At 66.4% G+C, this 20,095-nt stretch carries 18 protein-coding genes; 7 read left to right on the forward strand and 11 right to left on the reverse strand.

Annotated features, from left to right (window positions below; all coding sequences use genetic code 11):
• Positions 1-17 precede the first annotated feature (17 nt).
• Genes ACTJLC_RS12955 through ACTJLC_RS12980 form a run of 6 tightly spaced genes read left to right on the forward strand, consistent with a single transcriptional unit; the run spans position 18 to position 4,710 of the window.
• Complete coding sequence (locus tag ACTJLC_RS12955; RefSeq protein ID WP_310130151.1) at positions 18-503, forward strand: hotdog family protein; 486 nt, start codon at positions 18-20, stop codon at positions 501-503.
• On the forward strand, positions 500-1,225 hold the full coding sequence (locus ACTJLC_RS12960) for a 3-ketoacyl-ACP reductase FabG2 (protein ID WP_310130154.1): 726 nt from the start codon (positions 500-502) through the stop codon (positions 1,223-1,225). The genes ACTJLC_RS12955 and ACTJLC_RS12960 overlap by 4 nt, the downstream gene beginning before the upstream one ends.
• Positions 1,225-2,451, forward strand: a complete 1,227-nt coding sequence (locus tag ACTJLC_RS12965) for a beta-ketoacyl-ACP synthase (RefSeq protein ID WP_114163050.1) — start codon at positions 1,225-1,227, stop codon at positions 2,449-2,451. Before ACTJLC_RS12960 ends, ACTJLC_RS12965 begins: the two co-directional genes overlap by 1 nt.
• A complete protein-coding gene (locus ACTJLC_RS12970) occupies positions 2,448-3,701 on the forward strand; it encodes a beta-ketoacyl-[acyl-carrier-protein] synthase family protein (protein ID WP_310130158.1) in 1,254 nt (417 codons plus the stop codon). Before ACTJLC_RS12965 ends, ACTJLC_RS12970 begins: the two co-directional genes overlap by 4 nt.
• A gap of 34 nt (positions 3,702-3,735) precedes the next feature.
• Positions 3,736-4,215, forward strand: coding sequence for a signal peptidase (locus ACTJLC_RS12975; protein WP_073427128.1), 480 nt, complete (start codon positions 3,736-3,738; stop codon positions 4,213-4,215).
• A gap of 51 nt (positions 4,216-4,266) precedes the next feature.
• Positions 4,267-4,710 carry an excinuclease ABC subunit A gene (locus tag ACTJLC_RS12980; protein WP_073427129.1) on the forward strand — a complete coding sequence of 148 codons (444 nt, stop codon included), beginning with the start codon at positions 4,267-4,269 and terminating at the stop codon, positions 4,708-4,710.
• A 59-nt stretch (positions 4,711-4,769) separates the two neighbouring features.
• Here ACTJLC_RS12980 and ACTJLC_RS12985 read toward each other — a convergent pair whose 3' ends face one another.
• On the reverse strand, positions 4,770-5,498 hold the full coding sequence (locus ACTJLC_RS12985; protein WP_083083289.1) for a class I SAM-dependent methyltransferase: 729 nt from the start codon (positions 5,496-5,498) through the stop codon (positions 4,770-4,772).
• A gap of 90 nt (positions 5,499-5,588) precedes the next feature.
• Between ACTJLC_RS12985 and ACTJLC_RS12990 the strand changes: the two genes are divergently transcribed.
• Positions 5,589-6,848 carry an NAD(P)/FAD-dependent oxidoreductase gene (locus ACTJLC_RS12990; RefSeq protein WP_374710275.1) on the forward strand — a complete coding sequence of 420 codons (1,260 nt, stop codon included), beginning with the start codon at positions 5,589-5,591 and terminating at the stop codon, positions 6,846-6,848.
• A gap of 80 nt (positions 6,849-6,928) precedes the next feature.
• On the opposite strand, the gene guaD is transcribed toward ACTJLC_RS12990, so the two are convergent.
• The 10 genes from guaD to ACTJLC_RS13040 form a co-directional block, all read right to left on the reverse strand.
• Positions 6,929-8,326, reverse strand: a complete 1,398-nt coding sequence (gene guaD / locus ACTJLC_RS12995; protein WP_310130166.1) for a guanine deaminase — start codon at positions 8,324-8,326, stop codon at positions 6,929-6,931.
• A 104-nt stretch (positions 8,327-8,430) separates the two neighbouring features.
• Positions 8,431-9,483, reverse strand: coding sequence for an adenosine deaminase (locus ACTJLC_RS13000; protein WP_310130169.1), 1,053 nt, complete (start codon positions 9,481-9,483; stop codon positions 8,431-8,433).
• Between the two features lie 23 nt (positions 9,484-9,506).
• Positions 9,507-10,523, reverse strand: coding sequence for a xanthine dehydrogenase accessory protein XdhC (gene xdhC / locus ACTJLC_RS13005; RefSeq protein ID WP_310130171.1), 1,017 nt, complete (start codon positions 10,521-10,523; stop codon positions 9,507-9,509).
• Between the two features lie 96 nt (positions 10,524-10,619).
• Entirely contained in the window at positions 10,620-13,076 is a 2,457-nt protein-coding gene (gene xdhB, locus ACTJLC_RS13010; RefSeq protein ID WP_310130174.1) for a xanthine dehydrogenase molybdopterin binding subunit, read from the reverse strand.
• Positions 13,076-14,632, reverse strand: a complete 1,557-nt coding sequence (gene xdhA / locus ACTJLC_RS13015) for a xanthine dehydrogenase small subunit (RefSeq protein ID WP_310130177.1) — start codon at positions 14,630-14,632, stop codon at positions 13,076-13,078. Before xdhA ends, xdhB begins: the two co-directional genes overlap by 1 nt.
• Positions 14,633-14,968: 336 nt before the next feature.
• A complete protein-coding gene (locus tag ACTJLC_RS13020; RefSeq protein WP_154873374.1) occupies positions 14,969-15,478 on the reverse strand; it encodes a disulfide bond formation protein B in 510 nt (169 codons plus the stop codon).
• Positions 15,479-15,599: 121 nt separating this feature from the next.
• Entirely contained in the window at positions 15,600-16,979 is a 1,380-nt protein-coding gene (locus tag ACTJLC_RS13025; protein ID WP_310130180.1) for an amidase, read from the reverse strand.
• A gap of 64 nt (positions 16,980-17,043) precedes the next feature.
• Entirely contained in the window at positions 17,044-17,724 is a 681-nt protein-coding gene (locus ACTJLC_RS13030; RefSeq protein ID WP_154873373.1) for a GntR family transcriptional regulator, read from the reverse strand.
• Positions 17,725-17,879: 155 nt separating this feature from the next.
• Positions 17,880-19,232, reverse strand: a complete 1,353-nt coding sequence (locus ACTJLC_RS13035; RefSeq protein ID WP_310130182.1) for an MFS transporter — start codon at positions 19,230-19,232, stop codon at positions 17,880-17,882.
• Between the two features lie 11 nt (positions 19,233-19,243).
• Complete coding sequence (locus tag ACTJLC_RS13040) at positions 19,244-19,930, reverse strand: DUF2848 domain-containing protein (protein WP_310130186.1); 687 nt, start codon at positions 19,928-19,930, stop codon at positions 19,244-19,246.
• Positions 19,931-20,095 lie beyond the last annotated feature (165 nt).

Consider the following 20,095-nt stretch of genomic DNA (forward strand, 5'->3'; position numbering starts at 1 on the left):
GCCCGATAATGCGCGCGATGAACCCGACGCCAACTCTCCAGGAACTGATCGATCAACCGATCGAAGCGATCATCCCGCATCGGGGCACCATGCTGCTGCTCGACGCGGTGAGCAGTTTCAGCGAAGAGACGCTGAGCGCGCGCGCCACCGTGCGCGCCGACGCGTGGTATGCGAACGCCGAGGGCGCGATGCCCGCATGGATCGGCATCGAGTTGATGGCGCAGGCGATCGCCGCGCACGTCGCGTTGCTGGCCATGCGCGGCGGCGGCCGCGCGCGTCCCGGCGTGCTGCTCGGTTCGCGCAGCTACAAGGCGTTGCAGGCGTCGTTCGCGGGCGGCGCGCAATTGCTGATCCACGCCACCGAACTGCTGCGCAGCGAGGAAGGCCACGGCGCCTATGAATGCACGATCCACGATGGCGACGCGTGCTGCGCCGAGGCGGTGATCAAGGTGTTTCAACCGGCCGATTTTCAGTCATTCATCGAAGGGAGTTTCAGTTCATGAGCCGGCGTGTTCTCGTTACCGGCGCAAGCCGCGGCATTGGCCGCGCGATTGCGTATCAGTTGGCCGCCGACGGCTTCGCCATCTCCGTGCATTGCCGCACGGGACGCGCCGAAGCCGAGGCGGTCGCGACGGGCATCGCCGCGCAAGGCGGCACGGCGCGCGTGCTGCAATTCGACGTGCGCGAGCGCGCCGTGTGCCGCGAGGTGCTCGAAGCGGACGTGGCGGCGCACGGCCCGTATTACGGCATCGTGTGCAGCGCGGGCGTGACGCGCGACGCCGCGTTCCCCGCGCTCACCGAGGAAGACTGGGACATCGTGATCGAAACCGGTCTCGACTCGTTCTACAACGTCGTCCATCCGCTGACCATGCCGATGGTGCGCGCGCGCAAGGGCGGGCGCATCGTCACGATCGCGTCGGTGTCGGGCGTGATGGGCAACCGCGGCCAGGTCAACTACAGCGCGGCCAAGGCCGGTTTGATCGGCGCGACCAAGGCGCTCGCCGTCGAACTGGCGACGCGCAATATCACCGTCAATTGCGTGGCCCCGGGACTGATCGAAACCGGCATGCTCGACGAGATGCCGCTCGAACATGCATTGAAAACGGTGCCGATGAACCGCGTCGGCCAGCCTGCCGAGGTGGCGTCCGTGGTCAGCTTCCTGATGTCGGATGCGGCCTCCTATGTCACGCGCCAGGTGATCGGCGTCAACGGCGGGATGGTGTGATGAAGCGCGTCGTCATTACCGGCATGGGCGGCGTGACCGCGTTCGGCGATAGCTGGGACGTCATCGAAACGCGCCTGAAGAGCGGCGTGAACGCGGTGCGGCGCATGCCCGAATGGGATTACTTCGAATCGCTGCATACGCGGCTTGCGTGTCCGCTGCCGGCGTTCAACGCGCCCGCGCACTATCCGCGCAAGAAAACGCGCTCGATGGGGCCGGTCTCCCTGTACTCGGTGCGCGCGAGCGAACTGGCGTTGATGGACGCCGGCCTCGCCGAAGACGCGAGCATCAAGGACGGCCGCATGGGCGTCGCCTACGGTTCGTCGTCGGGCTCGGTGCAGCCGATTCGCGCGTTCGGCACGATGCTCGAAACCGGCTCGATGAGCGACGTCACGTCGAACAGCTACGTGCAGATGATGCCGCACACGGCGGCGGTCAACGTGAGCCTGTTCTGGGACCTGAAAGGGCGGATCATTCCGACCTCGTGCGCGTGCGCGTCGGGCAGCCAGGCGATCGGCTACGCGTATGAAGCGATCCAGGCCGGCAAGCAGACGCTGATGCTGGCGGGCGGCGCGGAAGAACTGTCGGGCCCGGCGGTCGCCGTGTTCGACACGCTGTACGCCACCAGCACGCGCAACGACGCGCCGCATCTCACGCCGCGTCCTTTCGACGCCGCGCGCGACGGCCTCGTGGTCGGCGAAGGCGCGGCCACGCTGGTGCTGGAGGAGTACGAACACGCGGTGGCGCGCGGCGCGCGGATTCACGCGGAGATCGTCGGCTTCGGCTGCAATTCGGACGGCGCGCACATGACCCAGCCGACCGCCGAAACGATGGCGCTCGCGATGCGGCTCGCGCTCGCCGACGCGCAACTGCCGCCGCAAGCGATCGCCTATGTGAACGCGCACGGCACTTCGACGGATCGCGGCGACATCGCCGAAAGCCATGCGACCGCGCAGACCTTCGGCGAGCGCATGCCGATCAGTTCGCTCAAGAGCTACGTCGGCCACACGCTCGGCGCGTGCGGCGCGCTCGAAGCGTGGTGGACCATCGAGATGATGAAGCGCAACTGGTATGCACCGACCTTGAATCTCGCGAACGTGGACCCGGCTTGCGCGCCGCTCGATTACATCGTCGGCGCGGGGCGCGAGATCGACGCCGAGCATGTGATGAGCAACAACTTCGCGTTCGGCGGCATCAATACGTCGCTGATTTTCAGGCGCGTTCGATGAGCGTGGCGGCACAACGCAAGCTGCAACGCGTGGTCGTGACCGGCATGGGCATCGTGTCGTGCCTCGGCAATACGCTCGACGAAGTGTCCGCCGCCTTGCGCGCGGGCCGCTCGCGCATCCAGCGGATCGACGCGTGGCGCGAGCGCGGCTTCGCCTCGCAGGTGGCGGGCGTCGCCTCGGTCGCGCACGAGCCGCCGTTCGAGCGCAAGCTCGAACGCTTCATGGGCGACACCGCGCGTTTCGCGTGTCATGCCGCGCGCCAGGCGATCGCCGACGCCGGGCTCGACGCCGCCGCGCTGCATTCGCCGCGCGCCGGCGCGGTGATCGGCTCGGGCGTCGGCGCGATGGCGAGTTACGACGCGGCGATGGCGATCGCCCATGCGCGCGGCGTCGAGAAAGTGCCGCCGTACACGGTGCCGCAGGCGATGAGCAGCACCGCGTCGGCGAATGTGGCGCAGGTGTTCGGGCTCGAAGGCGTCGGCTATTCGCCGTCGTCGGCGTGCACGACCTCGGCGCTCGCGCTCGGCCAGGCGATGCAACTGATTCAGAGCGGCCGTCAGCAGATCGTGCTGGCGGGCGGCAGCGAAGCGCTGCACGACAACATGACGCTGATGTTCGATGCGATGGGCGCGTTGTCGCGGCACTTCAACGACACGCCGCAAGCGGCGTCGCGTCCTTATGACACCGCGCGCGACGGCTTCGTGATCGCCTCGGGCGGCGGCGTGCTGGTGGTCGAAGCGCTGGAGCATGCGCTGGCGCGCGGCGCGCGCATCCACGCGGAGCTGACGGGCTTCGGCGAGTGCACGGATAGCGCGGGCATGGTCGCGCCGCGTGCGGCGGGGATCGCGCGCGCGATGCGCGGCGCGCTCGACGAAGCGGGCAAGCGGCCCGACTACGTCAACACGCACGCACCGTCGACGCCGCTCGGCGACATCGAGGAACTGCGTGCGTTGAACGAGGTATTCGGCGTGGCGTCCGGTGGCGAGGTTCCGGCGTTTTCGTCGACCAAGGGCATGACCGGGCATCCGCTCGGCGCGTGCGGCGCGCACGAGGCGATCTACACGCTGCTGATGATGCGCGACGGTTTCATCGCGGGCACGGCGGGCATCGAAACGCCGGAGCCCGATGTCGAACGCATGCCGCTCGTGCGAACGACGCGCGCTGCAAGTATCGACACGGCGATGTCGGTGTCGTTCGGGTTCGGCGGCAGTTGCGCGAGCCTGATGTTTGAAGCATGGCAGGGCGGCTGACACGGCCGCATTCGAAAAATCGAGGGTGACAAAAATGAAAAAAGCTTTGGTATGGGGCGCAGTGGCGGCCGTGGTGCTCACGCAAGCGGGCTGCGCGACGCAGGTGAAGTCGCTGCCGCTCGCGGCGGCGGGCGGCGAATCGCCCGGCGGCGTGGCGGTGAATGCCGGCAAGCAGGATCGTCCGGCGGTGAAGAGCCAGGTCGGCGGCGTGCCGGTGTATTTCGGCAAGCAGGATCATCCGGCGGTGAAAAGCCAACTCGGCGACGTGTCGTATTCCGTGCGGATCGCCCGCAAGGTATCGAGCCCGGACGACGCCTGCCATGAAGCGCTCGCCGAGGCGGTGCAGAAGCTGCGCGCGGCGGCACGCGAGCGCAACGCCAATGCCGTGATCGACGTGTCGACGCGCTTTCACAGCAGCGAAAGCAACTCGGCGACCGAGTTCACCTGCGGTGTGAGTCCGAGCGCCGCCGCGATCGCGGTGAGCGGCCGGCTCGTCGTGCTCGAAGCGAACTGAGCCGAATAAAAAACAGAACACTTGACCAACAAAAACCAACGAGGAACCTCAATGAAACGCCATCTGATGTGTGCCGCGCTGTTCGCTTCGTTCGCCGTGCTGGGCAGCGCGCCGGTTTTTGCCCGCGACACGGTCGGCAACTATCCGGTCGAAGAGGCGCTGAAAAGCGAGCCGGGCAAGGTCGGCGACGACATCCCGCTGTATTTCGCGGGCCAGCGGCATCCGGCCGTCGTCAAGACGATCGGCGAGTTCGCCACCAACAAGAAGACCAACGCGTTCGGCAAGAGCGACGTCGCGGCTTGCCAGCACGTGTTCCTGTCGGCGGTGATCGAATTGCAGGACCGCGCGCGCAAGGAAGGCGGCAACGCGGTGATCAACATCAAGAGCAACTACAAGAACGAAGTGCGCGAGAGCGCGACCGAGTTCACATGCGGCGCGGGTGCGGTGATCGCGGGCGTCGCGCTGAAGGGCGATGTGGTGACGTTGCGCAAGTAAGCGCAGGTGCGAAGGCGAGGCGGTGGCGCGGCCACCGCCTCGTGAGACGTTCCAGGCCGCTAATCCGCTTTGACCGCCGCCACATTGACGAGCGTCTCGCGACGCTTGCCGGGTTGCGGACGGTACAGGCCAAGACGTTCGAGCAGGCCGAAGTCTTTCGCGCGGCTCCACCAGAGGTAAGGCAGTGAAACGTTGCGTTGCCCGAACGCAAAACCGCCGCGGCGAATCATATCGAGGTAACCGTCGGCGCTCTTTTGCACCTGCATCGGATGACGGAACAGCAGCCGGATCACCCACGATTTGATGTACGCGTCGGTGGATTCGGCGAACAGCAGAAGGCCGCCCGGTTTCAGCACGCGGCGGAACTCGGCGAGCGCGCGCTCCTGCTCGACGAGATGATGGAAGGTTTGATGGCAGAACACGATATCGGCGCTTGCATCGGGCAACGGCAATTGGGCGCAGTCGCCGTGCAGCAGTTCGATATCGGCGAGCTTGTCGCGGCACGCGTTGGCCGCATTGGCGGCGAGCGCCAGCGACGGCTCGTGAAAGTCGATGCCGATGATGCGTTGCGGCTTGAACGCGTTGGCGAGCAGGCGAAACGATATGCCTTGCCCGCAGCCGACGTCGACGATCACCGGCGCGGTGGGCAAGGGCGCATCGATCAGGCGTTTGAGGTCGTTGATCGCGACGCGCAGCACATGATGCTCCCACGTATGGGTACGCAGGAACCAGATCCCGAAGGCCGTTTCCGGCACGAAAGGCACGCTGGATGTTTCGGATGGCGACACGCTGGGCTCCCGGCGAAATATTTGTTTTACGGTCGACGCGAATTGTAACGAGAAGTAAGGATGCAGCGTAACGCTGTTCGCGGCAAGTACATGATTGAGGTTAATTTGGATACACATTCGTCACGGCGCACGGCGGTCGACGTCGCGATCATCGGCGCGGGTCCGGCGGGCGCTGTCGCGGCGGCGTTGCTGCGCAAGGCGGGCCGCTCGGTGCTGGTGCTGGAGCGCCAGCACTTCCCGCGCTTCTCGATCGGCGAGAGCCTGCTGCCGCAAAGCATGGCCTACCTCGAGGAAGCGGGCATGCTGCAAGCGGTGGTCGAGGCCGGCTTCCAGTACAAGAACGGCGCGCATTTCGTCTACCGCGATCAGTCGTCGTCGTTCGACTTCCGCGACAAGCATTCGCCGGGGTGGGGCACCACGTATCAGGTCGAGCGCGCGGTGTTCGACGACATCCTGATTCGCTGCGCGGCGCGGCAAGGCGCCGACGTGCGCTTCGGTCACACGGTGCGCGCAATGCACACCGGCGCGACGCCGCTCGTCGATGTGGTCGATGAAGCTGATCATGCGTATCAGGTCGAAGCGCGTTTCGTGCTGGACGCGAGCGGCTTTGGCCGCGTGCTGCCGCGCTTGCTGAGTCTCGAAGCGCCCACGCGCATGCCGACGCGCGCCGCGATCTTCACGCATGTGCGCGACGGCATTCCGGCCGGCGCGACCGACCGCAACAAGATTTGTGTCGCGATGCATCCCGAGCGCCGCGACGTGTGGTTCTGGATGATTCCGTTGGCGGGCGGCCGCTCGTCGGTGGGCTGCGTGGCGGAGTCGAGTTTCCTGGATGTGCCGGAGGCGGAGCGCGAAGCCAAACTGCGCGCGTTGATCCAGCAGGAGCCGACGCTCAACCGTTTGATCGGCAACGCGCCGTTCCTGATGCCGGTGCGGCAGATCGGCGGCTATGCGGCGAACGTCGAGCGTTTGCATGGGCCGGGTTATGCGCTGCTCGGCAATGCGGGCGAGTTTCTGGACCCGGTGTTCTCATCCGGCGTGACGATCGCGCTGCGCTCCGCGCATCTCGCGGTGCAGACCTTGAACCGGCAATTGAACGGTGAGCCGGTCGACTGGTCCGCCGATTACGATGTGCCCTTGCGCAAGGGGATCGATACGTTCCGCGCATTCGTCGAGCGCTGGTACACCGGCGAGTTGCAGGACATCATCTACTACCCGGACCAGACGCCGTCGATCCGGCGCATGATCAGCGCGGTGCTGGCGGGTTATGCATGGGATGAATCGAATCCCTATGTGGCCGATCCGGTGCGTCGATTGAATGCGCTGCATGAGGTATGCACGCAGCGTTGACCGCGATATACGGCGGGGAAAATGCAAACGGCGCTTCGGAGCAACGAAGCGCCGTTTTTTTACCTGCAAACTATTTTGCTTCAGGCCGCGATTCTCGCCGCACGCGGCGCAAGCTGGCGCACATCGTCGCGGCGATGCACGCGCCTGCCGGCCGCATAGGTTTCATAAACGGCGCGATCGTCGCCGAGCAGCGCGAACGCGAACAACAGTTCTTCCAACGACTCCGTGCGCGCCGTGCGGCGCGCGAGCAGCGGCGTCGCTTGCGGATCGAGCACCACGAAGTCGGCTTCGGACTTCGGCTTCAACGTACCGACTTTGTCCGCGAGATCGAGCGCTTCGGCCGCGCCCGCGGTGGCGAGATAGAACATGCGCGTGGCCGTCAGATGATGGCCGCCCAAACGCGCGACCTTATGCGCTTCGTTCATCGTTTGCAGCATCGAGAACGACGTGCCGCCGCCCACGTCGGTGGCGAGCGCGATCGGCATGCCGGTTTTGTCGGCCTTGTCGAAGTCGAACAGGCCGCTGCCGAGGAACAGGTTCGAGGTCGGGCAGTGCGACGCGACGGCGCCGGTCTGCGCCATGCGCTTGCGGTCTTCGTCGTCGAAATGGATGCAATGGCCGTACACCGCGCGGCGGCGCAACAGGCCGTAGTGATCGTAAATGTCCAGATAGCTGCGGTGGCCGGGGAACAGATCGGCGACCCATTTCACTTCGTCGGTGTTTTCCGCGACGTGGCTTTGAATAAAGACATCGGGATGCAGGCGGGCGAGCGTGCCGCATGCTTCGAGTTGCGCTTCGGTCGAGGTAGGCGCGAAACGCGGCGTGAGCGCGTACATCTGACGGCCGCGGCTGTGCCAGCGGCCGATCAGTTCGGCGCTGTCGTCGTAGCCCGATTGCGCGGTGTCGCGCAGAAACTCGGGGCAGTTGCGATCCATCAGCACCTTGCCCGCCACCATGCGCAGATTGCGCGCTTCGCTTTCAGTGAAGAGCGCATCCGCCGATTCCTTGTGAACCGTGCAGTACACGAGCGCGGTGGTCGTGCCGCAAGCCAGCAGTTCGTCGACGAAAAAACTCGCCGTCTCGCGCGCATGAGCCGGATCGCTGAAGCGGCGCTCGGTGGGGAACGTGTAAGTGTCGAGCCACGGCAACAGCCCCGGCGCCGGCGACGCGATCATGTCGGTCTGCGGAAAGTGGATGTGCGTATCGATGAAGCCCGGCACGATCAGCTTGTCGCGCATCTCCCGTACTTGCGTGCCGGGCGCGAGCCGCGGCGCGAGCGCCGCATACGCGCCCGCTGCGACGACGTGGCCGTCCTCGACGATCAGCAAGCCGTCCTCGTTGAAGACCACGGCATTGGACGAGTGCGCGGGATCGCCGTTGAAGGTCAGCAGTTGCGCGCGGAATGCTGATTGGGCCGCCGCTTCAGGCGCCGCGTTGGCCGCGTTGGTCGCTTTAGCCGCTTTAGGCGATTGAGTCATGGAAAAACCGTCTCCGAATGTGAAAAGCCGAACAGCGCGGACGGCGGCTTTATCCCGGCTCCGCAAGGAACCCCAGCCGCCGCCGGCTGCCGTGCGCTGGCCCGTCAGTGCGAGCCGTTCCGATGCCAGTACGCGTCGAGCTTCGCGATCAGTTCGCGGCGTTCCTCGGGCGTGACGAACGACGCTTCGAAGCCATTGCGGATGATCGTGTAGACCTCGGCATCGTTGAGCTTCAACGCGTCGATGGTGGCGAAGTAGTTGGCGTTCACGTAGCCGCCGAAGTAAGCCGGATCGTCGGAGTTCACCGTCACCGCGACGCCGCTATCGAGCAGGTCTTTCAGCGTGTGCTTGGTGAGGTCGTCGAACACGCACAGCTTGAGGTTCGACAGCGGGCACACGGTCAACGCCACGCGCGTATCCGCGAGGCGCGTGACGAGCGCCGGGTCCTCGATGCTGCGCACGCCGTGATCGACGCGGTCCACCTTCAACAGATCGAGCGCTTCGTAGATATACGAAGGCGGTCCTTCCTCGCCCGCATGCGCGACGAGCTTCAGGCCGAGCGCGCGCGCCCTGGCAAAGAGGCGCTCGAACTTGGAAGGCGGATGGCCGCGCTCCGACGAATCGAGGCCGACGCCGATCAGACGATGCCTGTACTGCTCGAACAAAGGCCGCGCCTCGTCGAAGGTGGCGAGCGCGTCTTCCTCGGACAGATGGCGCAGGAAGCACAAAATCAGCTTGCTCGTCATGCCGCGCTTTTCCGCGTCGGCGAGCGCGCGTTCGATGCCGGCCACGACGGTCGCGATCGGCACGCCGCGTTCGGTGTGGGTCTGCGGGTCGAAGAAAATTTCGCTGTGAACCACGTTGTCGGCGAGGCAGCGTTCCACGTACGCGGTGGTCATGTCGTAGAAGTCCTGCTCGTGCAGCAGCACGCTCGCGCCGGCGTAATAGATGTCGAGGAACGATTGCAGATCGGTGAACGCATACGCGGCGCGCAACGCTTCGATCGAATCGTAGGCGAGCTTCACGCCGTTGCGTTCGGCGAGCGCGAAGATCAGTTCGGGTTCGAGCGAGCCTTCGATATGGATATGCAGCTCAGCCTTCGGTGCGCGAGCGGTTTTCTCGGCGAGCGATATCGGGGTGGCGGTCGTTGTTTTCATGGTGGTTCAAAAGTTCGTTAGCGTTAGACCGTTTGCGTGGCGTGACGCGGGTTCGCGTTCGCCTCGACGGCCTGCAACAATTGCGCGGCCGCCGAGATCGCGATGATTTCCGGCGACTTGTCGAGAATGCCGTCGACGCCGAGCGGGCACTTCATTCGCGCGATCCGCGACGGGTCGATGCCGCGCGCGGCGAGCCGATGCTCGAACTGCTTGCGCTTGCTGTGCGAGCCGATCATGCCGAAGAACGCGAAGTCGCCGCGCCGCAAGATGCGCTCGGCCAGTTCGAGATCGCGCGCATGGTTGTGCGTCATCACGATGAAGTAGGTGTTCGGCGCGGCTTGATCGATGGCTTCGTCGGGGGCGTCGTTCGGATCGAGCTTCACGTTCGGCGCGTGCAGCGATGCCGCGGAGGGAAACTGCGCATCGCGTTCGTCGACCCAGCGCACGTTGCACGGCAGCGTGGCGAGCACGCGAACCAGCGCGGCGCCCACGTGCCCGGCGCCGAACAGCACGACCGCGAAGTCGCGCGGCGCGATGGTTTCGGTGAGCAGCGCGCCGCTGTCGTCGAAACCGGCGCCGTCCCACAGCAGGCAGTCGGCGGCATCCACACCCGGCTCGGGATCGGACAGCATCACCGCATCCGGGGCGGGGCCGAATGATACGCTACGCACCGTCGAAAGACCGGCGGCCACGCGCTTCGCAAGCGACGTGATCCAGCCGAGGTCGCCGATGTCGAGCCGCTCGAACGCGAGGATCACGGCGCCGCCGCAGCATTGGCCGAGGCTGGGGCCGAGCGCGAAACGTTCGAGGCGGCGCATGTGCGGCGAGCGCATGCCGTCGCGCAACACCTGGCGCGCGGTCTCGATGGCCTTCCATTCGAGGTGCCCGCCGCCGATCGTATGTTTCGCCGAGTCGCGCGTGACGATCATCTTGGTGCCGGCACCGCGAGGCGCCGAACCTTCGACGCGCGCGACCGTCACCAGCACGGCTGCGTCGCCGTGCGCGAGCAGTTGTTGCAGGTCAGGCAGCCAGGCTTGCATCCGGCGGTTCTCCGTGCGTGGCCGCGCGGGGTGTCCGTGCGGCCGGTTGAGTGCGGCGTGACGCGTTCGTGTCGCGTCGAGCCTTGGTATCGTTTATCAAGCTGTCGTGTCCGTTGTTGCGGACTGGGTTGCGGACTGCGTTGCGAGTTCGTTCGCAGCGGGCGCTTGCAGTGCTTCCAGGGCATCCAGAATCGCTTCAGGCGTGGCCGGCGCGCGCAGCGGCGGCGCGGGTTGGGCACCGGCCGTTACACCAGGCGCCGCAGCCGCGATCGCGTCGCGAATCGCGAGGAACACCGAGAACGGCAGCAGCAAGGGCGGCTCGCCAACCGCCTTCGAACGGAACACGGTCGGCTCGGCGTTGCGGTTCTGATAGAGCCGCACATGGAAAGCGGCCGGCGTGTCGCTCACGGCGGGAATCTTGTAGGTGGACGGCGCGTGGGTCATTAGACGGCCATCGCGGTTCCACCACAACTCTTCGGTGGTGAGCCAGCCCATGCCCTGAATGAAACCGCCTTCCACCTGACCGATGTCGATCGCCGGATTGATCGATTGACCGGCGTCGTGCAGCAGGTCCGCGCGCAGCAGTTTCCATTCGCCGGTCAGCGTGTCGATCACGACCTCCGACACCGCCGCGCCATACGCGAAATAATAAAACGGGTGACCGGTCAGCGTTTTCGCATCCCAATGCACTTTCGGCGTGGCGTAGAAACCATCGGACCACAACTGCACGCGCGCCAGATACGCGGCGCCGACCAGTTGCTCGAACGGCATCGCACCGCCATTCACCGACACCTCGCCGTGGGCGAATTGCACCGCGTCCGCGGTGCCGCCGAGTTGTTTGGCCGCGAGATCCGCGAGCCGTGCGCGAATCGCGCGAGCCGCGGCTTCGGCGGCTTTGCCGTTCAGATCGCTGCCGGTGGAGGCCGCGGTGGCCGAGGTATTCGCGACCTTCGACGTATCGGTCGCCGTCACGCGCACGCGCGAAAGCGGCACGCCGAATTCGTTCGCCACGACTTGCGCGACCTTCGTGTTGAGCCCCTGGCCCATCTCGGTGCCGCCGTGATTGACGAGCACGGAGCCGTCTTTATACACATGCACCAGCGCGCCGGCCTGATTCAGGAACGGCACGTTGAACGAGATGCCGAACTTGACCGGCGAGAACGCGAGGCCGCGCTTGAGCACCGGACTGTTCGCGTTGAACGCGGCGATCGCCGCGCGGCGCGCGCGATAGTCGCTGGTGGCGAGCAGCTCGTCGGTGAGCGGCGCGATGATGTTGTCCTCCACGCGCTGACCGTACGGCGTCGTGTCGCGTTCACCGATGCCGTAGTAGTTGGCCATGCGCACGTCGAGCGGATCGCGATTCAATCGACGCGCGATGCTGTCGAGCATCACTTCGATCACCAGCGCGCCTTGCGGTCCGCCGAAGCCGCGAAACGCGGTATTCGACTGCGTGTTGGTCTTGCAGCACAGCGCGACGATGTCGACGTCGGACAGGTAGTACGCGTTGTCGAAGTGACAAACCGCACGCGTGGCGACCGCGCCGGACAGGTCCGCCGAATAGCCGGCTCGCAACGCGATTTCGACGCGCGCGCCGAGAATGCGGCCTTGATCGTCGAAGCCCGCCTCGTATTCGTAGACCGCGTCGTGCCGCTTGCCGGTGATCATGAAATCGTCGTCGCGATCGGCGCGCAGTTTGACCGGGCGGCGCAGCAGTTTCGCCGCGAGCGCCGCCACGCACGCGAACAGCGCCGATTGCGATTCCTTGCCGCCGAAGCCGCCGCCCATGCGTCGGCATTCACACACCACGTTATGCGCGGGCCAGCCGAGCATGTGCGCGACCACCTGCTGCATTTCGCTCGGATGCTGCGTCGAACTATGGACGAGCATGCCGTCCATTTCCTTCGGCACCGCGTAGGCGACCTGGCCTTCGAGATAAAACTGCTCCTGGCCGCCGACTTCGAACCTGCCGCTGATCCTGTTGGGCGCGGCGGCGATTTTCGCCTCCGGGTCGCCGCGCTTCAGATGCAGCGGCGGCAGCACGAACTGCTTCGCCGCCTTCGCGTCGGCGGGCGTAAGAATGGCTTCGAGCGGTTCGTAGCGGATCACGTCGTCGCTTTTGGCGAGCGCGGCGGCACGGCGGGCAAGGTCATGGCTTTCGGCGATCACGGCGAATACGGGCTGGCCGAGATACAGCACTTCGTCGGCGGCGAGAATCGGATCGTCGTGCAGCACGGGGCCGCAATTGTTTTCGCCGGGGATGTCCTCGGCGCTCAGCACGGCGATCACGCCCGGCGCTTTTCTGACCGCGTCCAGATCGAGCGAGACGATGCGCGCGTGCGCATGCCGCGAGAGTCCGAGCGCCGCGTGCAGCGTGCCTTGCAGTTCGGGAATGTCGTCGGTGTAGGTCGCTTCGCCGCTCACGTGCAGCGCGGCGGATTCATGCGGCAGCGAGGCGCCGATCGCCGTCTCGTTGTTCTGAGGCGCGGCGTGCTTTCCTTCCTGCGTTCCTTCATGCTTCGCGGCGGGGTCGACAAACGCATCGGTCCGGTTCATCACAACGGCTCCTTCGCAACGGCCGCGTCCGGAGCGCCGGCTTCGAACGCGAACGCATTCACGTCGAGGAGGGCGAGCGGCGCGTCATCGCGCGTTTCCAGGTGGAAGCGCCACAGCAGGTTGCGCGCCACCTTCAGTCGATAGGCGCTCGAAGCGCGCATGTCGGTGAGCGGCTGGTAATCGGCGGCGAGCGCGTTCATCGCTTGCCGCGCGGTGCTTTCGTTCCATGTCGCGCCGGTCAGCGCGGCTTCGGTTTGCGCGGCGCGCTTCGGCGTGGCCGCCATGCCGCCGAACGCGACGCGCGCCTCGCTGATCGTGCCGCTGTCGCCGTTCTTGCCGAGGCGCAGCGCGAACGCCGCGCATACCGCGGAGATGTCCTGGTCGTAGCGCTTCGAGACCTTGTAGGTGCGAAAACGCAGATCGCCCGCCGGCCGCGGCACGCGCAGCGCCGCGACGAATTCGCCCACGGCGAGCGCGGTTTTCTGGTAACCGACATAGAACGCGTCGAGCGGCAGCGTGCGCGTTTTCGCGCCGTGGCGCAGCACCACTTCGGCGTCGAGCGCGAGCAGCGCCGGCATCGAATCGCCGATCGGCGAGCCGTTCGCGATGTTGCCGCCGAGCGTGCCCGCATTGCGGATCGGCAGCGAGGCGAAGCGCGTCCACATTTCGGCCAGTTCGGGGTAATCGACGGCGAGCGCCGCGTAGGCGTCTTCGAGCGTGACGGCGGCGCCGATCGTCAGCGTTTGCGCATCGCGCTCGACCGTCTTCAGTTCGGCGACGTTGCCGATATACAGCATGTCGCCGAGATCGCGGAACTGCTTGGTGACCCACAGGCCGACGTCGGTGCTGCCCGCCAGCAGCCGCGCCTGCGGATGCTCAACGCGCAGCCTGGCGAACGCGTCGAGCGTGAGCGGCGCGTGGAAGGCGGGCGAGCCGAACGCGGCGCCGCATGCGTCGGGCGCGCGGTATTCGAAGGTGTCATGGCGTTGCAGTTGGCGCAGCGTGTCGGCGACGGCCTTGCGGTCCAGCGTGACGCGTGGGTAGTGCGGGTAGTCGAACATCTTCTGCGCCGCGTCGACGATCGGCCGGTAGCCGGTGCAGCGGCACAGATTGCCGGACAGCGCGGTGTTGATTTCATCGCGCGTGGGCAGGCCCGCGGCGGCCGGCTGGTTCTCGTATAGCGCCCACATCGACATCACGAAGCCGGGTGTGCAGAAGCCGCATTGCGAACCGTGGCAATCGACCATTGCCTGTTGCACCGGATGCAGCGCGCCGTCGGCGCCGCGCAGGTCTTCGACGGTGAAGAGGGCGCGGCCGTCGAGCGTCGGCAGGAACTGGATGCAGGCATTGACCGCCTTCAGCGCGAGGCCGCCTTGCGCGTCCAGTTCGCCGACGACGACCGTGCACGCGCCGCAGTCGCCTTCCGCGCAACCTTCCTTGGTGCCGGTGCAATGCAGGTCCTCGCGCAGATGCTGGAGCACGGTGCGCGATGCGGGCACGCCCGCGACCTCACGGACGGACCCCTGGTGATAGAAGCGGATGGTTTGCGTTGTCATGGCGAATCCGAAAGACAGTGCGGACCGGGCGCGCGTTACGCATGGGGTCGGGCCGAAGCCGGCCTCGCGCACGTAGATCGCCATCCATGTCCGACGATAGCACTAGCTTGCCCCGAAAATATTTCCCTTCTCGCATGAAGCTTATTCGGAAGCGGTCATGTGATCGGTACGATTCGCGGCAGGCCGCGAAGTTGCGGGAGATTGGGCGGGGGGCGCCGGTCGCGCCATTTGGCGCGATGCGGCAACGCCGGGGGGATTTCGGGGCAAAAAAACGCCGGACCGCGGCCGCCACGGCGGGCGGCGCGGTCCGGCGTTATTGCAACGCGGCAAGCGCGTTCAGACCACCCGGCCGCGATTGCGATACAGGCTCAGCGCGAGCGCGATGAACGCCACCACGAACGCGATCAGCGACCACTGCGGCAGCGACAGGCCCAGAATCGGCGGATACGGCGTTTCGCACAGCCCGGCCACCTTGAACACGCCCGGCAGCCACTGAGCGGGCGGCAAGCCGTCGACCAGCGGCTGCAGCGCGTCGAAACCGCAGCTAAAACCGGGCCGGGCCTGAACATACACATGCCGGGCGGCGGTCACGATGCCGGCCAGCGCCGACAAGCCCGCCAGCACTTCCAGCAGACGCACGCCGCGCCAGCTGTTAAAGAACGCGCCGAGGAACGCGAAAATCGCGACCAGCAGGAAGAAATACCGTTGGATGATGCACAGCGGACACGGGTCTTCGCGCTTGAAATATTGCAGGTACAGCGCGCCGGCCACCAGGCCGACGCAGATCAGGCCAAGCAGGACCAGCAGGGTGCGCTCGCGGCGCAGTATCGCTTCGTCGTTATTCATGGATCGTGTGGCTCTCTCTAGACTAAAGGGCGGTGCCCGCGATTCTAGCGCGAACGTCCGCCCGGTCACTGCGCCGTCACTGCACTGCCGTCACCGAGCGCCGTCGAGTCCATGCCGACGCTCAACGAATCGCGTTGAGCACCGCTTCGGCGCCGCGGCCGATGGCGAGCAAGGCGTCGTCGGCGTGCGGCGCGCCTGCGAGCATCAGGCCGACCGGCGCTTCGCCGCGCAAGTGGCAGGGCAGCGACAGCGCGCACGCATCGAGGAAGTTGAACACGCCCGGATTGCGCAGCATCAGCGCGTTGACGCGGCCAAAGGTTTCGTCGTCGTGGACCAGATCGGCGACGCGCGGCGCGACCACCGGCACGGTCGGCGCGACCACCGCGTCGAAACGCTGCCACAGCGTGCGGGCGGCCTCGTCGAGCATGGCCTGGCGTTCCGCGAGCAGATCCAGATAGTCGGCGGCGCTGGCAGGCTGGCCTTTGAGAATCCGCACCAGCACGCGCGGGTCGTATTGGTCGCGGTGCTTTTCCAGCAGCGGACGATGCCACGCATACGCTTCGATCGGCGCAAAGCCGAAGCGGTTGATCTCGGGCAAACGGTCGAGCGGCGCGAAACGCACTTCGCTGACGATCGCGCCGGCCGCTTCCAGATGCTTGAGCGCGGTATCGATCGCCGCCGCGACTTCCGGCTCGACGCCGTCGGTGACGTAGTGAGTGAGTACGCCGAGGCGCACGCCTTCGAGCGGACGGGCCGCCGGAATGCGCGGTTCGAGCCCGGCCAGCATCCGGTCGACCAGCGCGCAGCACGCCACCGAGACGCCGATCGGGCCGAACGAATCGAGCGTCGACGACAGCGGCACGCCGCCTTGTTTCGGGATGCGCGCGGCGGTCGGCTTGAAGCCGGTCAGCCCGCACAGCGCCGCCGGAATGCGCAGCGAGCCGCCCGTGTCGGTGCCGAGCGCGACCGCCGCCATGCCGTCCGCGACGGACGCCGCCGCGCCCGATGAGGAGCCGCCGGAAATCCGCTCGTCGCCCTTCACGCCGCGCCGGTACGGCGACAACGGATGGCCGTAATGCGGGTTCAAGCCGAGCCCGGAAAACGCGAACTCGCTCATGTTGGTGCGCCCGACGATCACCGCGCCGGCGCGCTTCAGGCGCGCGACCGTGACGGCGTCGGCCTTGGCGGCGGGCGCGCCCGCCAGCACGATGGAGCCGGCGCGGGTCGGCTGGCCCTCGATATCGAACAGGTCCTTCACCGATACCGGAATCCCGGCGAGCGGCGAGAGCACCGTGCCGGCCGCGCGCAGCCGGTCGTGCGCGTCGGCGGCGGCGCGGGCGCTGTCCGCGTCGACGTGCATGAAGGCGACCGCGCCCTGGCCCGCCGGATCGGCGATCCGTTCGAGCGCGGTTTCGACGAGCGCGCGGCTGGTGGTGCGCCCGGCGGCGAGGTCGGCGGCAAGCTGGGCAAGCGGCGGGAAGGGCGTAAATTCGGTGGCCATGATGTCGGTGGAGTCCGGTTGAACCGCGTGAAGCCGGTCGGGTTTCAGGTTCGTTCAGCTTCGTTCAGATGCGATTGAAGAGCGTCGCGCGGAACGCCTCGATGTGCTTTTGCACCGATCGACGGGCGCCTTCGGCATCGCGTTCGCGCAGCAGGCGAAACAGTTCGAGATGTTCTTCGTGCACGTCTTCGAGATGATGCGGCTCGGACAGCGAGATGAACCAGAACCGCAGCGAGCGTTCATGCAGCCCGCGCAGGATGTCGGCGAGCACCGGGTTGCGCGAGGCCGCCGAGATCGCCAGATGAAACTCGCGGTCGATGTCCATCATGCCTTCGATGTCGTGCGCCGCGACGCACACGGCGGAGCGCTCCAGCAGCGCCTGCATCGCATCGTAGTCGTGCTGCTGCGCGTGGCGCGCGGCCAGTTCCACGCAGTGGCTTTCGTTGACGAGCCGCACGTCGATGATGGCGAGCACGTCGTCGAGTGAAACCGGGCGGACCATGATGCCCTTGCGCGGCATGATGGTCAGCATGCCTTCGTGCACGAGCCGGTGCAGCGCCTGGTGCACCGGCGTTCTGCCGATGCCGGTCAGCGCCATCAATTCGGCCTCGTTGAGCACCTCGCTCGGCCGCAGGCGCATCGTGATGATCTCGCGCTTGACGAACGCATACGCCTGTTCGGCGAGGCTCGCGGCAGCGGTCGCGCGGGTGGGCCGGGGAGGGCGGGCAGTCTGCAAAAGCGTCATGTCGAAAGAGAGCGGGCGGGGTCGTCCGCATTGTAGAGCAAGGTTTTGCGGGTGCGGGGTGGACAACGCCGGTCGGCTTGGGTGACCGGCGCGCCGCGCGGTCCGCGCAGCGCGGATGTCGCACGGATCACCCGGATCGCGCGCAGCGCAGCCACTCAGGCGCCGCTTGGCGCGATCCCGGCGGCGTGCCGTACCTTCACGCGCGGCATCATCAGCGTGACCAGCCCGCCGACGATCAGCGCGCCCGCGATCAGCACCAGACCGAACGTCACGCTATGCGTCGCGTCCTTGACGATGCCGAGCACATACGGGCTCACATAACCGGCGAGATTCGCGATCGAATTGATCACGGCGATGCCGGCCACTGCCGCGGTGCCTTGCAGGAAGGTGGTCGACATCGACCAGAAGATGCCGAAGCCCGCGAGAATGCCGATATACGCGATCGACAAGCCGGTCACGGCGAGCGGGATCGAGTTCGTCACCGAGGCGCTGCCGAGCAAGCCCGCCGCGCCGATGAAGCAGCACACCGCGTAGTGCCAGCGCCGTTCGCCGGTCACGTCCGAGGAGCGGCCGATCAGGATCATGCCGATGCCCGCGGCCAGATAGGGAATCGCGGTGACGAAGCCATTGGTGACGAGGTTGGTCACGCCGAGGTCCTTGACGATCTGCGGCAGCCAGAACGAAAAGCCCGCGTTGCCGGTGACGAGGCAAAAGTAGATCAGCGTGAGCAGCCAGAAGCGGCCCGAGCGCAACGCCACCGCGAGACTGTGCTCCGCGCCGGCCGCCGCGGCCGAACTGCTGTCACGCGAGAGTCGGCTCAGGATCACGCGCTTTTCGTCGGCGCTGAGCCAGGCGGCTTCGGCGGGCGTGTTGCGCAGCACGGCCAACGCCCAGAAGCCGGTGAGGATCGACGGAATGCCTTCGATCAGGAACATCCACTGCCAGCCGCGCAAGCCGTGCGCATCGTGCAGCGCCGACATCAGAAAGCCCGACAACGGCGCGCCGATGATGCCCGCCACCGGAATCGCCGCCATGAATACGGCGACCATCCGCGCGCGGCGGTCCGACGGAAACCAGAAGGTCAGATAGAGCACCACGCCCGGCACCAGGCCGGCTTCGGCGACGCCGAGAAAAAAGCGCAGTACGTAGAACATCGTTTCCGAGCGCACGAACATCATCAGGCAGGACAGCAGTCCCCATAGCATCGTGATGCGGGCGATGGTGGCGCGCGCGCCGAACTTCTTCAACAGCAGATTGCTCGGCACTTCGAACACGAAATAGCCGAAGAAAAAGATCCCCGCGCCAAGTCCGTAGGCCGCGTTGGAAAGGCCGAGGTCGCCGGTGAACTGCAGCTTCGCGTAACCGATGTTGACGCGGTCCAGATACGACAGCACGTAGACGAGAAACAGGAACGGCATGATGCGCCAGGTGATCTTGCGCAGGGCGGCGGCTTCGAGCAATGCGTCTGACGACGCGTCGGCGGTGGCGGAGAGCGAAGGTTGAGTCATGAGTGGATGCCTCATTCGACGATAGGAAGCGCTCGCACGCGATAGGCGTGGCGCAGTGTGCGGTTCAGGACGGGATCGTGCAATTCGAGTTCGAGCGCGTCGCCGTCGGCCATGCCGACGATGCCGCCTTGCACGGCGAGCGTGCCGCAGAACATCGCGGCGCCGCGTGCGAGCGGCGCGCGCTCGAGCAAGTCGGCGGCGGGCAGCAGCGAGGCGACGCTGCCTTGCTGATAGACGCGCCGCTCGCCGTTCGTCACCGCGTAGGCGCGCAATTCCAGTCGATCCCAGTGGCCGGCGAGGTCGTCGAAACGCCAGGCGTCGCGCGCCACCGGTTTCGGACACACCTGCTTGGAGACGGTCACGCCATAGGCTTCGACTTCGCGGTCGGTGTGGTCGGAGCCGACGGTGACGAGCAAGCCCGCCTTCGATTGCACCAGCACGCATTCCGCCTCGCCGCTGGACTTCACGCCGACCACGTCGACGAGTTCGGCCTGCGTCAGCAGCTCCGCGCCGAGGCGGTAGAAGCACGGCGTAGTGGAGGGACGCTTCACGCCAAGCGCGGCCAGTTCCGCGATGTGATGCTCGATCGCGGCCTGGTCGCGACCGGCCCAACCGGCGATGGTCAAGCGATTCACTTCCACCGTTTCGGCGCGACTGTCGCCGGAACGCTCCACAACATTGAAGGACACCTGCCGCATCATTCGACTCCCCTAAAAATATTCGCCAAATATTATGGTGATATTTCACAGGCGTCCAGCGTGTCAAAAACATTCTGCTGCGCGGCATCGTCGGGAGTTCAAGAGCGGGCGGCAATCCCACGCCCTTCGGCGCTTTCCGCGATTCGGCGCCAGGCGGGCGTTTGC

Origin of the sequence: Paraburkholderia sp. 22099 (assembly GCF_052045835.1) — a bacterium.
Taxonomy (GTDB): Bacteria; Pseudomonadota; Gammaproteobacteria; order Burkholderiales; family Burkholderiaceae; genus Paraburkholderia; species Paraburkholderia terricola.

Excerpts from the sequence above, each read along its gene's own strand:
- xdhC (WP_310130171.1), bottom strand. The coding sequence starts at position 10,523 with ATGCAAGCCTGGCTGCCTGACCTGCAACAACTGCTCGCGCACGGCGAC.
- ACTJLC_RS13040 (WP_310130186.1), bottom strand. The coding sequence starts at position 19,930 with ATGCGGCAGGTGTCCTTCAATGTTGTGGAGCGTTCCGGCGACAGTCGC.
- ACTJLC_RS13020 (WP_154873374.1), bottom strand. The coding sequence starts at position 15,478 with ATGAATAACGACGAAGCGATACTGCGCCGCGAGCGCACCCTGCTGGTC.
- xdhB (WP_310130174.1), bottom strand. The coding sequence starts at position 13,076 with ATGAACCGGACCGATGCGTTTGTCGACCCCGCCGCGAAGCATGAAGGA.
- ACTJLC_RS13030 (WP_154873373.1), bottom strand. The coding sequence starts at position 17,724 with ATGACGCTTTTGCAGACTGCCCGCCCTCCCCGGCCCACCCGCGCGACC.
- ACTJLC_RS13035 (WP_310130182.1), bottom strand. The coding sequence starts at position 19,232 with ATGACTCAACCTTCGCTCTCCGCCACCGCCGACGCGTCGTCAGACGCA.
- ACTJLC_RS12975 (WP_073427128.1), top strand. The coding sequence starts at position 3,736 with ATGAAAAAAGCTTTGGTATGGGGCGCAGTGGCGGCCGTGGTGCTCACG.
- ACTJLC_RS12990 (WP_374710275.1), top strand. The coding sequence starts at position 5,589 with ATGATTGAGGTTAATTTGGATACACATTCGTCACGGCGCACGGCGGTC.
- ACTJLC_RS12960 (WP_310130154.1), top strand. The coding sequence starts at position 500 with ATGAGCCGGCGTGTTCTCGTTACCGGCGCAAGCCGCGGCATTGGCCGC.
- ACTJLC_RS12970 (WP_310130158.1), top strand. The coding sequence starts at position 2,448 with ATGAGCGTGGCGGCACAACGCAAGCTGCAACGCGTGGTCGTGACCGGC.
- ACTJLC_RS13000 (WP_310130169.1), bottom strand. The coding sequence starts at position 9,483 with ATGAAAACAACGACCGCCACCCCGATATCGCTCGCCGAGAAAACCGCT.
- guaD (WP_310130166.1), bottom strand. The coding sequence starts at position 8,326 with ATGACTCAATCGCCTAAAGCGGCTAAAGCGACCAACGCGGCCAACGCG.
- ACTJLC_RS12980 (WP_073427129.1), top strand. The coding sequence starts at position 4,267 with ATGAAACGCCATCTGATGTGTGCCGCGCTGTTCGCTTCGTTCGCCGTG.
- ACTJLC_RS12955 (WP_310130151.1), top strand. The coding sequence starts at position 18 with ATGAACCCGACGCCAACTCTCCAGGAACTGATCGATCAACCGATCGAA.
- xdhA (WP_310130177.1), bottom strand. The coding sequence starts at position 14,632 with ATGACAACGCAAACCATCCGCTTCTATCACCAGGGGTCCGTCCGTGAG.
- ACTJLC_RS12965 (WP_114163050.1), top strand. The coding sequence starts at position 1,225 with ATGAAGCGCGTCGTCATTACCGGCATGGGCGGCGTGACCGCGTTCGGC.
- ACTJLC_RS13025 (WP_310130180.1), bottom strand. The coding sequence starts at position 16,979 with ATGGCCACCGAATTTACGCCCTTCCCGCCGCTTGCCCAGCTTGCCGCC.